Annotated in this window: 10 protein-coding genes; all 10 read left to right on the top strand. The window is 66.3% G+C overall.

The window, feature by feature from the left end; translation table 11 throughout:
- Window positions 1-103 precede the first annotated feature (103 nt).
- Window positions 104-2,731, top strand: a complete 2,628-nt coding sequence (gene leuS, locus ASF61_RS02635) for a leucine--tRNA ligase (protein ID WP_056150813.1) — start codon at window positions 104-106, stop codon at window positions 2,729-2,731.
- A gap of 18 nt (window positions 2,732-2,749) precedes the next feature.
- A complete protein-coding gene (gene lptE / locus ASF61_RS02630) occupies window positions 2,750-3,364 on the top strand; it encodes an LPS assembly lipoprotein LptE (protein WP_056150811.1) in 615 nt (204 codons plus the stop codon).
- A 9-nt stretch (window positions 3,365-3,373) separates the two neighbouring features.
- Window positions 3,374-4,390, top strand: coding sequence for a DNA polymerase III subunit delta (gene holA / locus ASF61_RS02625; RefSeq protein WP_056150809.1), 1,017 nt, complete (start codon window positions 3,374-3,376; stop codon window positions 4,388-4,390).
- 129 nt (window positions 4,391-4,519) lie between these two features.
- Window positions 4,520-5,785, top strand: coding sequence for a glutamate-5-semialdehyde dehydrogenase (locus ASF61_RS02620; RefSeq protein WP_056151250.1), 1,266 nt, complete (start codon window positions 4,520-4,522; stop codon window positions 5,783-5,785).
- A gap of 30 nt (window positions 5,786-5,815) precedes the next feature.
- Entirely contained in the window at window positions 5,816-6,241 is a 426-nt protein-coding gene (locus ASF61_RS02615; protein WP_056150807.1) for a CopD family protein, read from the top strand.
- A gap of 36 nt (window positions 6,242-6,277) precedes the next feature.
- Window positions 6,278-7,480 carry a class I SAM-dependent RNA methyltransferase gene (locus tag ASF61_RS02610; protein WP_373994518.1) on the top strand — a complete coding sequence of 401 codons (1,203 nt, stop codon included), beginning with the start codon at window positions 6,278-6,280 and terminating at the stop codon, window positions 7,478-7,480.
- Window positions 7,481-7,510: 30 nt separating this feature from the next.
- Window positions 7,511-8,791 carry a multidrug effflux MFS transporter gene (locus tag ASF61_RS02605; RefSeq protein WP_200919785.1) on the top strand — a complete coding sequence of 427 codons (1,281 nt, stop codon included), beginning with the start codon at window positions 7,511-7,513 and terminating at the stop codon, window positions 8,789-8,791.
- Window positions 8,792-8,927: 136 nt separating this feature from the next.
- Window positions 8,928-11,195 carry an HDOD domain-containing protein gene (locus tag ASF61_RS02600; protein ID WP_056150803.1) on the top strand — a complete coding sequence of 756 codons (2,268 nt, stop codon included), beginning with the start codon at window positions 8,928-8,930 and terminating at the stop codon, window positions 11,193-11,195.
- Between the two features lie 4 nt (window positions 11,196-11,199).
- Window positions 11,200-13,425 carry a bifunctional diguanylate cyclase/phosphodiesterase gene (locus ASF61_RS02595; RefSeq protein WP_056150801.1) on the top strand — a complete coding sequence of 742 codons (2,226 nt, stop codon included), beginning with the start codon at window positions 11,200-11,202 and terminating at the stop codon, window positions 13,423-13,425.
- Between the two features lie 15 nt (window positions 13,426-13,440).
- Window positions 13,441-15,066: a tetratricopeptide repeat protein gene (locus ASF61_RS02590; RefSeq protein WP_056150799.1), complete on the top strand. Its 1,626-nt coding sequence runs from the start codon at window positions 13,441-13,443 to the stop codon at window positions 15,064-15,066.
- Window positions 15,067-15,385 lie beyond the last annotated feature (319 nt).

Genomic DNA, 15,385 nt, shown 5'->3' with positions numbered 1-15,385 from the left:
CGCATCTGCCGCATTTTGGCGCCCATGACCGAGCCCTGCCGCTCAGTTGAGGATTGAACCGGTATAATGACCGGTTCATATTCAACTCTGGCCGCACACCACCATGCAAGATAAATACAGTCACGCCGACGTAGAAAAAGCCGCCCAATCCCACTGGCAAGCCATCGACGCCTACAAGGCGGTCGAGCACGACCCGCGTTTTCCCAAGGGTAAGTATTACGCCTGTTCGATGCTGCCTTACCCGTCGGGCAAGCTGCACATGGGCCACGTGCGCAACTATACGATCAACGACGTGATGTACCGCTACCTGCGCATGAACGGCTATAACGTGCTGATGCCGATGGGCTGGGATGCGTTCGGCATGCCGGCTGAAAATGCGGCCATGGCCAACAACGTGCCGCCGGCGCAGTGGACCTATTCGAACATCGCCCACATGCGTTCGCAGATGGAGCTGATGGGCCTGGCCATCGACTGGTCGCGCGAAATGACGGCGTGCAAGCCAGAGTACTACAAGTGGAACCAGTGGATGTTCCTCAAGATGCTGGAAAAAGGCATCATCTACAAGAAGACCGGCACCGTGAACTGGGACCCGATCGACCAGACCGTGCTGGCCAACGAGCAGGTGATCGATGGCCGCGGCTGGCGCTCGGGCGCGCTGATCGAAAAGCGCGAGATCCCGATGTACTACGCGCGCATCACCGATTACGCCGACGAGCTGCTCGGCTACGTGGACGACAAGCTGCCGGGCTGGCCCGAGCGCGTGCGCATCATGCAGGCCAACTGGATCGGCAAGTCGACCGGCGTGCGCTTCGCCTTCCCGCACGATATCAAGGACGCCGACGGCGCCCTGATCGGCGACGGCAAGCTGTACGTGTTCACCACCCGTCCCGACACCGTGATGGGCGTGACCTTCTGCGCGGTCGCTGCCGAGCATCCGCTGGCCGTGCACGCCGCACAGACCAATCCCGAACTGGCCGCCTTCAATGCCGAATGCAAGCTCGGTTCCGTGATCGAAGCCGACATGGCGACGATGGAAAAGAAGGGCATGCCCACCGGCCTGTTCGTCACCCACCCGCTGACCGGCGAGCAGGTCGAAGTTTGGGTCGGTAACTACGTCTTGATGACCTACGGCGACGGCGCCGTGATGGGCGTGCCGGCCCACGACGAGCGCGATTTCGCGTTCGCCAAAAAATACCAGCTGCCGATCAAGCAGGTGATCCGCGCCGAAGGCCAGGAGTTCTCGGACGCCGCCTGGCAGGAATGGTACGGCGACAAGAGCATTTCCATCGTCACCAACTCGGGCAAGTACGATGGCCTGCACTACGCCGACGCGGTGGAGGCAGTCGCCGCCGACATGGCAGCGCGCGGCCTGGGCGAGAAAAAAGTCACGTTCCGCCTGCGCGACTGGGGCATCTCGCGCCAGCGCTACTGGGGCACGCCGATCCCGATGATCAACTGCCCGGACTGCGGCTCGGTGCCGGTGCCGGAAAAAGACCTGCCGGTGGTGCTGCCGGAAGACTGCGTGCCGGACGGCAGCGGCAACCCGCTCAACAAGTACGAAGCGTTCCTCCAGTGCGACTGCCCGCAATGCGGCAAGCCGGCGCGCCGCGAGACCGACACCATGGACACGTTCGTCGATTCGTCGTGGTACTACATGCGCTATACCTCGCCGGGCGCCGACACCATGGTCGATGCCCGCAACGACTACTGGATGCCGATGGACCAGTACATCGGCGGCATCGAGCACGCCGTGCTGCACCTGCTGTATGCGCGCTTCTGGACCAAGGTGATGCGCGACTTCGGCCTGGTCAAGTTCGACGAGCCGTTTACCAACCTGCTCACGCAGGGCATGGTGCTCAACGAGACCTATTATCGCGAAGACGCCGCCGGCAAGAAGACCTGGTTCAACCCGGCCGATGTCGACCTGGCCGTGGACGACAAGGGCCGTCCGCAAGCGGCCATCCTGCGCGACGACCAGCAGCCGGTCCACATCGGCGGCACCGAAAAGATGTCGAAGTCGAAGAACAACGGCATCGACCCGCAAGCCCAGATCGAACAATACGGCGCCGACACCGCGCGCCTGTTTACCATGTTCGCCTCGCCGCCGGAGCAGACGCTCGAATGGTCGGGCAGCGGTGTGGAAGGCGCCAACCGCTTCCTGCGCCGCGTGTGGGCGTTCGGTCATGCGCAGCGCGATGCGATCGCCGCTGCCGGTTCGCCGCTGACCGCCACGGCCAGCACCGACGCCGGCAAGACCCTGCGCCGCGAGCTGCACAAGCTGCTGCAGCAGGCCGACTACGACATCAAGCGCATCCAGTACAACACCGTGGTGTCGGCCTGCATGAAGATGCTCAATACGCTCGAAGCGGCGAAAGACGTGGAAGCGGCCGTGCTGGCCGAAGGCTATGCGATCTTCCTGCGTTTGCTGAACCCGGTCGCGCCGCACATCACCCACGTGCTGTGGACCGAGCTCGGCTACGCCAACACCCATGGCGACATCCTCAATGCGCCATGGCCGCAGGTCGATCCGGCTGCGCTCGAGCAGTCCGAAATCGAGATGATGATCCAGGTGAACGGCAAGCTGCGCGGCAGCGTGGTGGTGGCCAAGGGCGCCGACAAGGCCAGCATCGAGGCGGCAGCGCTGGCCAGCGAGGCGGTGCAGAAGTTCATCGAAGGCACGCCGAAAAAGGTCATCGTGGTGCCGGGCAAACTGATCAACATTGTTGTGTAAGAGCGTAAAGAGGATTTCATGACGACTACTTCCGGATTGGTGGGACGCAGCCGCGCGGCCGGCCTGGCGCTGCTGCTGGCGGCAGCCATGGCAAGCTCGCTGTCCGCCTGCGGCTTCCACCTGCGCGGCGACGGCGGCCATTACACGCTGCCGTTCCCGACCATGTATATCGGCCTGCCGGATTCGTCGCCGCTGGCGATCGACCTGAAACGCAATATCCGCGTCAACGGCAGCACCACCGTGGTCAACAGCGCCAAGGATGCCGATGGCGTGGTCGAAGTGCTGACCAATCCGGAAACCACGCGCACCAAGACCATCCTGTCGCTGAACAGCAATGGCCGCGTACGCCAGTACCTGTTGCAGTACACGATCGTGTTCCGCGTGCTCGACCGCCAGGGCAACGAGCTGCTGGGCCCGACCAGGATTTCGCTGAGCCGGCCGATCGACTTCAACGAAACCCAGCTGCTGGCCAAGGAGCAGGAAGAAGCGCTGCTGTACAAGGACATGCAGACCGACCTGGTGCAGCAGATGATGCGCCGCCTGGCGGCCGTGAAAACGGTGCGCATGTCGGTGCCGGCGCCGGGCCCGGCGCCGCAGGATCCGTCCGCCGCGCCGGCCGTGCCGATCCTGTAGGGCGGCCCGATGCAATTGCGCCTGGACGCGCTCGACGGTCACCTGAACAAGGCGCTGTCGCAGCTGTACGTGATCACCAGCGACGAGCATCTGCTGGCGCTGGAGGCGGCCGACAAGATCCGCCGCACCGCGCGCGCGCAAGGCTACTCCGAGCGCGACGTGCTGACCGTGGAGCGCAGCTTCAAGTGGGGCGAACTGCTGGCAGCGAACCAGGCGCTGTCGCTGTTCGGCGATAAAAAACTGATCGAGCTGCGCATCCCGACCGGCAAACCGGGCAAGGATGGCGGCGCCGCGCTGCAAGCGTATGTGAAGGACCTGAGCCCGGACAACCTGACGCTGATCACCCTGCCCAAGCTCGACTGGCAGACCCAGAAGGCAGCCTGGGTGGCGGCGCTGCAGCAGGCGGCCGTGTACATCGACATTCCCCAGATCGAACGGGCGCAGCTGCCCAACTGGATCGGCCAGCGCCTGGCCGCACAGGGGCAGGGCGCGGATCGGCAAAGCATCGACTTCATCGCCGACCGCGTGGAAGGCAACCTGCTGGCGGCGCACCAGGAAATCCAGAAGCTCGCGCTGCTGCACGAGCCGGGCAAGCTGACGTACGAGCAGGTGCACGACGCCGTGCTCAACGTGGCGCGCTACGACGTGTTCAAACTGAGCGAGGCGATGCTGCTGGGCGACCCGGCGCGCCTGGTGCGCATGCTCGAAGGCCTGAAGGGAGAAGGGGAGGCGCTGCCGCTGGTGCTGTGGGCCGTGTCCGAAGAAATCCGCACCCTGCTCAAGCTCAAGGCGGGCATGGCGCAGGGCCGGCCGCTCGGCGCGCTGCTCAAGGAGTACCGCATCTGGGGACCGAAAGAGCGCATGATGGATCCGGCGCTGCGGCGCATCTCGCTGGCCACGCTGGAAGCGGCCATGAAGGATGCCGCGCAGGTGGACAAGATGATCAAGGGCCTGCGCGCGCCGGCGCATAGCGGCGACGCCTGGGATGCGATGCTGCAGCTGGGCCTCAAGGTGGCGCGCGGGTGAGCGATGCAAAAGCACGCTGCAAAAGCACGCTGCAAAAGCGGCCAATGACGGACGTGGGGCGAAACGCTGATTGAGACAATAATGGATATCAAACTGGATACTGAGCTGGACACTGAGCTGGACACCAAGCTGGACATCGGGCAGTACATGGCACAACTGGGCCGGCAGGCGCGCGACGCGTCGCGCGCGATGGCGCGGGCCGACAGCGCCACCCGCAACCGCGCCCTGACCCTGATCGCCGACGGCATCGAGCGCGAGGCCGACGCCCTGCGCGCGGCCAACCGGCGCGACCTGGACGCGGCGGCCGCCAGCGGCCTGGCCCCGGCCATGCTCGACCGCCTGGCGCTGTCGGACCAGGCGCTGGACACCATGGTCGAAGGGCTGCGCCAGATCGTCGCGCTGCCCGATCCGATCGGCGAAATCTCGGGCCTGAAATATCGCCCCAGCGGCATCCAGGTAGGCCAGATGCGCGTGCCGCTGGGCGTGATCGGCATCATCTACGAGTCGCGCCCCAACGTCACGGTCGATGCGGCGGGCCTGTGCATCAAGAGCGGCAACGCCACCATCTTGCGCGGCGGCTCGGAAGCGATCCATTGCAACCGCGCGCTGGCGCAACTGGTCAAAGAGGGGCTGCTCGGCGCCGGCCTGCCCGAGGACGGCGTGCAGGTGGTCGATACCACCGACCGCGCTGCCGTCGGCGCGCTGATCACCATGCCGCAGTACGTGGACGTGATCGTGCCGCGCGGCGGCAAGAGCCTGATCGCGCGCCTGATGGCAGAAGCCACGGTCCCGATGATCAAGCACCTCGACGGCATCTGCCACGTCTACATCGATGACAAGGCCGACCTGCAAAAAGCGGTTGCCATCGGCTTCAACGCCAAGTGCCACCGCTACGGCACCTGCAACACCATGGAAACGCTGCTGGTCTCGCGCAGCATTGCCGCCAGCGTGCTGCCCGAGCTGGCCAGGCTGTATGCGACCAGGCAGGTCGAGCTGCGCGCCGACGCCGAAGCGCACACGATTCTGGCCGGCTACCCGCACCTGAGCGCCGCCACCGAAGAGGACTGGTCCACCGAATACCTGGCCGCCATCCTGGCCGTCAGGATCGTCGATGGCATCGACGCGGCGATGGAGCACATCAACCAATATTCGTCGAAACACACGGAAGCGATCATTACCGAGGACTACAGCGCCGCCATGCGCTTCCTGCGCGAAGTCGATTCGGCCTCGGTGATGGTCAACGCGTCCACCCGCTTCGCGGACGGCTTCGAATATGGCCTGGGTGCGGAAATCGGCATCTCCAACGACAAGCTGCACGCGCGCGGACCGGTCGGGCTGGAAGGGCTGACTTCACTGAAGTACGTCGTGTTCGGTCACGGCGAAATCCGTCAATAACCGGTCGTCAAGCTCACCCAAAGGATCGCCATGCTCTGGATTAAATCGCTGCACATCTTCTTCGTCATCGCCTGGATGGCCGGCGTGTTCTACCTGCCGCGCATCTTCGTCAACCTGGCGATGGAGTCCAATACCGCCGTCACCGAGCGCCTGCTGCTGATGGCGCGCAAGCTGTACCGCTTTTCGATGTGGATCGCGGTGCCGGCCATCGTGTTCGGCGCCATCCTGGTCTATCTGCTGTACCTGCAGGATGGCGGACGCATGCCCGGCTTCATGCACGCCAAGCTGCTGTTCGTGGCGCTGATCATCGGCTACCACCATGCGTGCGGCCGCCTCCTGAAAAAATTCGAGCAGGGCGTCAATACCCGCAGCCACAAGTGGTTCCGCGTGTTTAACGAAGTGCCGGTGTTCATGCTGCTGGCAATTATCATTCTCGTGGTGGTCAAACCCTTCTGACCAGCCACCCAACCAACGGATAAAAGGTACTCCAAGATGGCTTCCTATTTTTGCCCATGCCCGCGCGGCATGGAAGCGGCGCTGGCCGAAGAACTGGGCGAAATCGCCCAGCACAGCACCACCATGAAGGTGCACAACCAGGTGCCCGGCGGCGCGCACTGCTCGGGCGAGCTGCTCGACGCCTACCGCATCAACCTGCACTCGCGCATCGCCTCGCGGGTGCTGATGCGCATGGCCGTTACCGGCTACAAGACCGAGAACGACATCTATGACCTGGTGCTGGCGCAGCCGTGGGAGGACTGGTTCAGCTACGACCACACGATCCGCGTCGATGTCACGGCCGTCAAGTCGCCGCTGAAAAGCCTGGAGTTCACCACGCTCAAGATCAAGGATGCGATCTGCGACCGCTTCCGCGACCTGTACAACAAGCGCCCATCGGTCGATACGCGCGCGCCGGACATGCGCATCGTCGGCTTCCTCGACGCGCACCAGTTCATCATCTACCTCGACACCTCGGGCGAGGCGCTGTTCAAGCGCGGCTGGCGCGAAGAAACGGGCGACGCGCCGCTGCGCGAAAACCTGGCGGCAGGCCTGCTGCGCGTGGCCGGCTGGAAGCCGGGCATGCCGCTGTTCGACCCCATGTGCGGCTCCGGCACCATCCTGTGCGAAGCGGCGCAGATGGTGCAGGGCGTGCCGCCCGGCGCGCGCCGCCGCTTCGCCTTCGAAGCGTTCAACGACTTCGATCCGGCGCCGTGGGCCGCCATGAAGCACGCCATCAAGCCCAATGCGCTGCCGGCCGAACCGACGATTTTCGGCTCCGACATCTCGGGCGACATGGTGGCCATGACGCGCCACAACCTGCGCGCGGCCGGCATCATGTTCGACGTGCCGCTCAAGCAGGTCGAGGCGCAGGAAGTGAAGGCGCCGACCGAGCAGCCGGGCATCATGCTGACCAACCCGCCCTACGGCGAGCGGATCGGCGTGCGCGGCGACAGCTCGCTGGGCGAGGACGAACTGGCCAAGAGCTTTTATGCAGACTTCAGCGGCACCCTCAAGCAGCGCTTCGCCGGCTGGACCGTGTACCTGTTCACGGCCGACCTGGGCCTGCCCAAGATGCTGCGCCTGAAAGAATCGCGCAAGACGCCGTTCTTCAACGGCGCGCTCGAATGCCGCCTGTTCCGCTTCGACATGGTGGCCGGCTTCAACCGCCGCGAAGCCGCCAAACCCAAAGACATCTGATGTCGCAGCCGGCAGCCTGCCGAGGAAACCATGTACCCGACCCCGCCCGATAACGTCCTCCCCGATCCGGTCAAGCAGGTGCCGCCACCGCCGCCGTCCACCCCCAAGGTGCTCAGCGCCACGGCGCTGGCCGTGATCCTGGCGCTGCTGTCGATGCTCGGGCCGTTCTCGATCGACGCCTACCTGCCGGCGTTCCCCAATATCCAGGCCACGCTGGGTGCGACGCCGCTGGAGGTGCAGCAAAGCCTGACCTTCTACATGCTCGCCTTTGCCGGCATGGTGCTGTGGCATGGCGCGCTGTCCGACGCGTTTGGCCGCCGCAACGTCATCCTGGTCTCGCTGGTACTGTTCGCGATCGGCACGCTGGGCTGCGCCTCGGTGCACTCGGTGCCGTATCTGTGGGCGTTCCGCGTGCTGCAGGGCGTGTCGGCCGGCGCCGGCGTGGTGGTGGGGCGCGCCATCATCCGCGACCTGTATTCCGATGCGGCTGCCGCCCGCCTGCTGTCGCTGGTGACCATGATCTTCTCGATCGCCCCGGCGATTGCGCCGATCCTCGGCGGCTGGATTGTCACGCTGTTCGACTGGCGCGCCATCTTCCTGTCGCTGCTCGTGTACAGCGTGCTGCTGTTTATCTACTGCTACCGCAAGCTGCCGGAAACGCTGCCGCTCCACAAGCGCCAGCCGTTCAACCCGCGCCACCTGGCGCGCAACTACGCCGAGATCATGCGCTCGCCGCTGTTTCACCTGAAGTCGGGCGTGGTGGCGCTCAATTTCGGCGGCCTGTTCCTGTACATCGCGGCAGCGCCCGAGTTCCTGCCCGATGCGCTGGGGCTCGGCGCCAGCCAGTTCGGCTGGCTGTTCATTCCGTCGGTGAGCGGCATCTTCCTCGGCGCGCTGGTGGCCAACCGCATCGCCGGCAAAATCTCGTTCACGCGCCAGATCGGCATCGGCTTCTGCTTCCTGATCGCCTCGGTCCTGTGCAATACCGCGTACCACGTCTTCCTGCCGCCGGCGCTGCCGTGGACCGTGCTGCCGATCCTGTTCTACACGTTCGGCATGTCGATCGTGGCACCGGGCGCCACGCTGCTCGCGCTCGACCTGTTCCCCCACATCCGCGGCACCGTGGCCTCGTGCCAATCCTTTGCCACCACGCTGATGGGCGCCATCGTTGCCGGCGTGATTGCCCCCGCGTTGGCGCACTCGGTGTTGTCATTAGCCCTCGGACAACTGGTATTTACCGGCTCCGCGCTGGTTTTGTGGTTGACTGCGCGGCGTTACCGGCGCATCCTCTTACCCCATCCGGGACAATAGTCGTTTACATGAGGAAATGGTGCGCAGTGCGCACCGTAGGCTAGCAAATGCTAAGTTGATATCATGCTGTATGCTAATATAAATTCTTTCTCGGCATTATTCGTTTCCGGTTTGACTTGATTATTGGTATAAGACGATGCTGCAACCCGACCTTGATATCCGCCACCGGCTGCTGATCGCGCGCCTGCCGGCAATGCCGCAGATACTGATCAAGCTGATCGAGCACTTGCAGGCTGACGATGCCGGCATGCCCGAACTGGCCGCGCTGATCGCCAAGGATCCCGCCATGGCCAGCAAGATCTTCACGGTGGCCAGCAGCTCGGCCTACCACCGCCATGGCAGCGGTGCGCGCGCGCCGGGGCTGGAACAGTCGCTCGTTGCGCTCGGCACCGACATGATCAAGACCCTGGTCATCAGCGAATCGGTATTCCAGACCTTCAACAGCTTTCCCCATTCCGGCAGCACCGACCTGCGCGCTTTCTGGAAAAGCGCGCTCACCACGGCCGTCATCGCGCGCGACCTGGCCCGCGCGATGGAGTACCCGCAGGTCGAGGAAGCCTACCTGGCCGGGCTGCTGCACAATGTCGGACGCCTGGCGCTGCTGGCGACTGCGCCGCGCGAATATGCGGTCAACTTCATGGCGCGCGACGATGAAAGCCTGTGCGCGGTCGAGCAGCGTACCCTGCAGATTACCCATGCCGAAGCGGGCGCCTGGCTGATCGAGCGCTGGCAGCTCGACTCCTTCCTGGCCGACAGCGTGCTGTACCACCACGAGCCGGCCGCGCGCCTGGCCGCCGCCCACCCGCTGATCCGCATGGTGCGCCTGGCGCACCTGCTGTGCAGCCACGGCGACGAACTCGACGCCATCGGCGACGCGGCGCAGCTGTGCGGGCTCGATGACGCGGCGCTGGCGCGCATCGGCGCCAGCGCCGCGCGCCAGGTACAGCAGTCGGCCGACTACCTGGGCATCGACCTGGCCGGCGCCGACGACATCGTCGCGCCGCCGGCCAGCGCACCGCTGGCGGTCGATCCGGTGCAGCAGCGGCTGTCGGAAGAAGTGCGCAACATGATGCTGGTGTCGGAAATGGCGCAGACGTTCGGACGCAAGGTGGGCGAAGGAGGCGAAGCCGGCCTGCTCGATGCGGTGACGCGTTCGGCGCGCGTGCTGTTCGATTTCGAGAACGTGCTGGTCATGCTGGAAAACCCGACCGGCCAGGCGCTGCTCGGCACTGCCACCGGCAATCAGCCGGGGCGCCTGGCCCAGTTCATGCTGGCGCTGGACCCGGCCCAGGGCGGCCGGGTGGCGCAGGCGGCGCGCACCCGCACGCCCGCCTACGTGTGCCGCGATGGCCACGCGGCCGGCGATGCCGGCAACCGTGGTGGCAATGGTGACAGTGGTGGCAATGGCAGCCATGACGGCAGCAGCGGCGCGCCGTTGCCGCTGGCCGAAGAACAGTTGTTCCGCATCCTCGGCAGCGAGGCGCTGGTCTGTTTGCCGCTGGTGGCCAACCAGCGCTGTCTGGGCGTGCTGATCGGCGGCTTGCCGGCCTGGCGCCTGGCGAGCTGCCGGCAGCGCGAGCGCTTCCTGCAGTCGTTCGCCACCCAGGCTGCCGCCGCGCTGGAAACGGCGCTGTCCGAACGCGGCCACGCGCGGCGCCAGCTGGCGCAGGTGGCCGAGCAATACCGCGAAGCGTCGCGCCGCGTGGTGCACGAAGTGAACAATCCGCTGTCGATCATCAAGAACTACCTGTCCGTCCTTGACAGCAAGCTGGCGCGGCGCGAACCGGTGGTGGGCGAGCTGTCGATCCTGAACGACGAGATCGACCGCGTGGGCCAGCTGATCAACGGCCTGGCCGACCTGCAACCGGGTAGCGCATCGGGCGCCGGCCAAGGCAAGGGCACCGACGTGGCCGGGGTGGTGGACGACGTGCTGCGCCTGTTCCGCGCCACCGGCTTCGTGCCGGCCTCGGTGCAGATGGTGGTGCGCATGCAGGAAGGTCCGGGCGCCATCGAAGGCGACGCCGACCTGCTCAAGCAGGTGCTGGTCAACCTGGTCAAGAACGCGGTGGAAGCCATGCCGGACGGCGGGCGCATCGAGATCGCCAACCGCGGCCTGGTCAACCGCGAGCGCAGGCTGTACCTGGAGCTGGTCGTGTCCGACACCGGCCCGGGCCTGTCGGCCGAGCTGCTGGCCAACCTGTTCGCGCCGGTGAAAAGCACCAAGGAAGGCGCCCACCACGGGCTGGGACTGTCGATCGTCCACGGCCTGGTCAGCAGGATGCAGGGGCTGATCGCCTGCCGCTCGAGCAACAGCGGCACCACCTTCGAAATCCTGCTGCCCGCAGTTCCCTCTACCGCAAGTTCCAGCGCCGGCCAACCCCCCCGGTTGATGGATTCTGTTTAAGGCCATGATGAACCTGAATTTCCAGGACGCCCCCATCCCCGTCGTCCTTTCCGAAGATGTGCGTCCCCGCCTGCTGCTGGTGGACGACGAGCCGCGCCTGCTGTCGTCGCTCTACGAACTACTGCGCAGTCACGACGGGCACGACTATCACCTGGTCACGGCCACCTGCGGCGCCGAGGCGCTGACCCAGCTGGCGCAGCAGCGCTTCGACCTGGTGCTGCTCGACCTGCGCCTGCCCGACATGAGCGGCCACGACATCATGGACTTCATGAACGCGCGCGGCATCGACGGCGACGTGGTGGTGATGAGCGGCGAGGTGGGCATCGACGCCGCCATCGGCGCCCTCAAGCGCGGCGCCTATGACTACCTGCGCAAGCCTTACAGCCGCGAGGAGCTGTTCAAGACGGTGGGCAACGTGCTGCAGAAGCGCCGCCTGGCGATCGAGAACGAACGCATCGCCGCCCAGCTGGAAACGTCGGAAAAGATGTACCGCTACCTGGTGGACAGCTCGCCCGACATCATCTATACGCTGGCGCACGACGGCCGCATCACCTTCGTCAACGACCGCGCCCAGCAACTGCTCGGGTTCGAGCGCGACGAGGTAATGGGGCGCCATTATTCGGCGCTGGTGCACGACGAGGACCAGGACCGCGCCCGCTACGCTTTCGGCGAGCGCCATGGTGCCGGTCCGGGCAAGGGGCAGGGCAAGGGCCGCGCGACCGACGCCGCCGCGCGCACGGCCGAACTGCGGCTCAAGAGCAAGCACGGCATCGAGCGCACGTTCAGCATCACGCTCACCTCGATGGCGCCGCACGCCATCGGCCCGCACGACTGCTATGGCACCTACGGCGTGGCGCGCGACATCACCGACCGCAAGCGTGCCGAAGAGATGATCTCGTACCAGGCCTACCACGACATCCTGACCGACCTGCCCAACCGCATCCTGTTCAAGGACCGCCTGGGCCTGGCCGTGATCCAGGCCAAGCGCAAGCTGGCCGAACTGGCGGTGATGTTCATCGACCTCGATCGCTTCAAGCTGGTCAACGATACGCTGGGCCATGTCAAGGGCGACGAGCTGCTGCAGCAAGTGGCGCGCCGCCTCAAGGACTGCCTGCGGCGCGGCGACACGCTGGCGCGCCAGGGCGGCGACGAGTTCACCATCGTGCTGCCGGAACTGCAGGACCGCCAGGAGGCCCGCGACATCGCCGAACGCTTCATCGAGAGCCTGGAAGCGCCATTTGACCTCGACGGCCACCAGGTGCATATCTCGGCCTCGATCGGCATCGCCGTGTATCCGCACGATGGCGAAGGGATCGACGAACTGCTGCGCCACGCCGACATCGCGATGTACCAGGTCAAGGCGCTGGGCAAGAACGGCCATACCTTCTACCACCCGTCGATGCAGGAGATGTCGCACCAGAAGATCGCGCTCGAGCGCAGCCTGCGCCAGGCGCTGGAGCTGAACCAGCTGGAAATGTACTACCAGCCGCAGATCGACATCGCCACCGGCCGCATCGTCGGCGCCGAAGGCCTGATGCGCTGGAACCATCCGCAGCGCGGCGTGCTGTCGGCCGGCGAGTTCCTGCCGTTCGCCGAAGACAACGGCCTGATGCTGCCGATCTCGGACTGGATGCTGGGCGCGCTGTGCCGCGACCTGGCGCGCTGGAATGCGGCCGGCGGCGAGCATGTGCGGCTGTCGCTGAACTTGTCGCCGCAATACCTCGACCGCGGCGACTTTTTCGAGAAGATGCGCGGCGCGCTCACGCGTTACGGCATCGCGCCGGCGCAGATCGAAGTGGAAATCACCGAGAACATCTGCATCCGCAACCCGCAGGACGCCATCGAGCAGCTCAACAAGCTGTGCGAACTGGGCGTGTCGGTGGCGATCGACGATTTCGGCACCGGCTATTCGTCGCTGTCGTATCTGCACCGCTTCCCGATCCACACCATCAAGATCGACCAGTCGTTCGTCAAGGAGATCCACGACGAGCAGGGCCACTACCCGGTGATCCTGGCGATCATTTCGATCGCGCGCGGCCTCGGCCTGCACCTGGTGGCCGAGGGCGTGGAAACCGCCGTGCAGGCGCGCTACCTGCAGGCGCACGGCTGCTCCACCATGCAGGGCTATCTGTACCACCGGCCGATTCCGCTGCCGCGCTTCATCGAGGTGCTGGACCAGGCACGCCCCGCCGCGCTGGCGCAGCCGGTGCTGATGGCGGCGCAGGCATAACGGCGGCGCGTGGCGATGACCAGTCCTCCACCTCCCGGCAGCGGCAACCAGACGCCGAGCGCAGAATTCCTGCGCACCAAGGCCCAGGCCGAACGCGGCGTGGCTGCCGCCCAGCACAGCCTGGGCTTCATGTACTTCAACGGCCAGGGCGTGGCGCCGAGCTACGAGCTGGCCGTGGTGTGGTACCGCCAGGCCGCGCTGCAGGGCATGCCGCAGGCGCAGTACAACCTGGGCGTGATGTTCCAGAAAGGGCAGGGCGTGGCGCAGGACTTCCAGGAAGCCGCCGCCTGGTACCAGCTGGCCGCCGACCAGGGCTATGCCGCCGCCCAGTACAACCTCGGCTGGCTGTACGCCAGGGGCCAGGGCGTGGCGACCGACACCAGCCTGGCCATGCACTGGTTCAGCAAGGCCGCCAGCCAGGGCGACGCAGCAGCCCAGAACAACCTCGGCATGATGTACGACACCGGCAAGGGCGTGCCGCAGGATCCGCTGCAGGCGCTGCACTGGTACCGCAAGGCGGCCGAGCAGGGCTATGCACGCGCCCAGTACCAGCTCGGGCTGCGCTACGAAAACAGCCAGGGCCTGACGCCGGAGATGGCCGACGTGGGGCAGGCCATGTCGTGGTACCGCAAGGCCGCCGAGCAGGGTTACGCGCCGGCCCAGTTCAACCTGGCGCTGCGCTTCGACAAGGGCGACGGCGTGGCGCAGGACAGCCAGAAAGCCATCCTCTGGTACCGGCGCGCGGCCGAGCAGGACCATACCAGCTCGCAGTTCAACCTGGGCCTGATCTACGATAACGGCCAGGGCGTGCCGCGCGACGAACAGAAGGCGCTCGACTGGTACCGCAAGGCGGCCGGCAAGGGCCACGCGGGCGCGCAGAACAACCTCGGGCTGCGCTACCACCATGGCCAGGGGGTGGCGCAGGACTATGCCGAAGCCCACGCCTGGTACGGCAAGGCAGCCGCGCAGAACTTCCCCGGCGCCCAGTACCACCTGGGCCAGCTGCACGACGCCGGCCTGGGCGTGCCGGCCGACCCGGTCGCCGCCACGCACTGGTACCGCAAGGCCGCCGAGCAGGGCCACCTGCGCGCCCAGTTCGACCTCGGCCTGCGCTACGAGACGGGACGCGGCGCGCCGGCCGACCTGCGCCAGGCCTACGGCTGGTACCGGCGCGCGGCCGAACAGGAGTATGCGGCTGCCCAGTATCACCTGGGCCTGCTGTGCGACCGCGACGACGGTCCGCAGTCGTCCACGCAGCAAGCCGGCCACTGGTATGCGCGTGCCGCGCGCCAGGGCCACGCGCTGGCCCAGTTCGCGCTGGCCCTGCGGTACGACAATGGCCAGGGCGTGACCCAGGATTACGCCGAGGCGCTGCGCTGGTACGCCGCGGCGGCCGCCCAGGGCCACGCGCGCGCCCAGTTCAACCTGGGACTGATGTACCTGGCCGGCCAGGGCGTCCCTGCCGACGCCGTCCAGGCCTGGACCTGGCTGGCGCTGGCCCAGCGCAGCGGCCATGCGGACGCTGCCCGCTACCTGGCCAGCGCAGCCGCCCGCCTCGATCCCGGTCAGCTGGCGCAGGCGCGCAGCAGCCTGGCTGGCGCCGCAGCGGCCGTCAGCGACGCCGCCATCACGTCCGCCTGAATCGCGACCGCCTGAAGCAGACCCGGGGACGCACGCCCCGATACACACGACCCCGTACGCACGCCCCCGAAAGGCACGCCCCGAAAGGCACGTCCCGAGAGGCACATCCCGAAACGCACGACTACAACGCACGACTACAACGCACGACCACAACGCACAGCTCAGGCCGCATGGCCGCTGGCCCGCAACGTCGCCGTCGCCGCCGGCGCTTGCCGGGGCATCGCAGTTGGCAGCCTGTCGCTGACCGGCATCCTGATCTCCCAGACCCTGCGGCGGCGTTGCACTGGATGCACTGTTGTAGAAACACCGCAATCGTGCC

The organism is Duganella sp. Leaf126, assembly GCF_001423125.1.
Taxonomy (GTDB): Bacteria; Pseudomonadota; Gammaproteobacteria; order Burkholderiales; family Burkholderiaceae_D; genus Rugamonas.
Note: the sequence above shows the minus strand (reverse complement) of the source record. Positions and strands in the feature narration are given on the sequence as shown.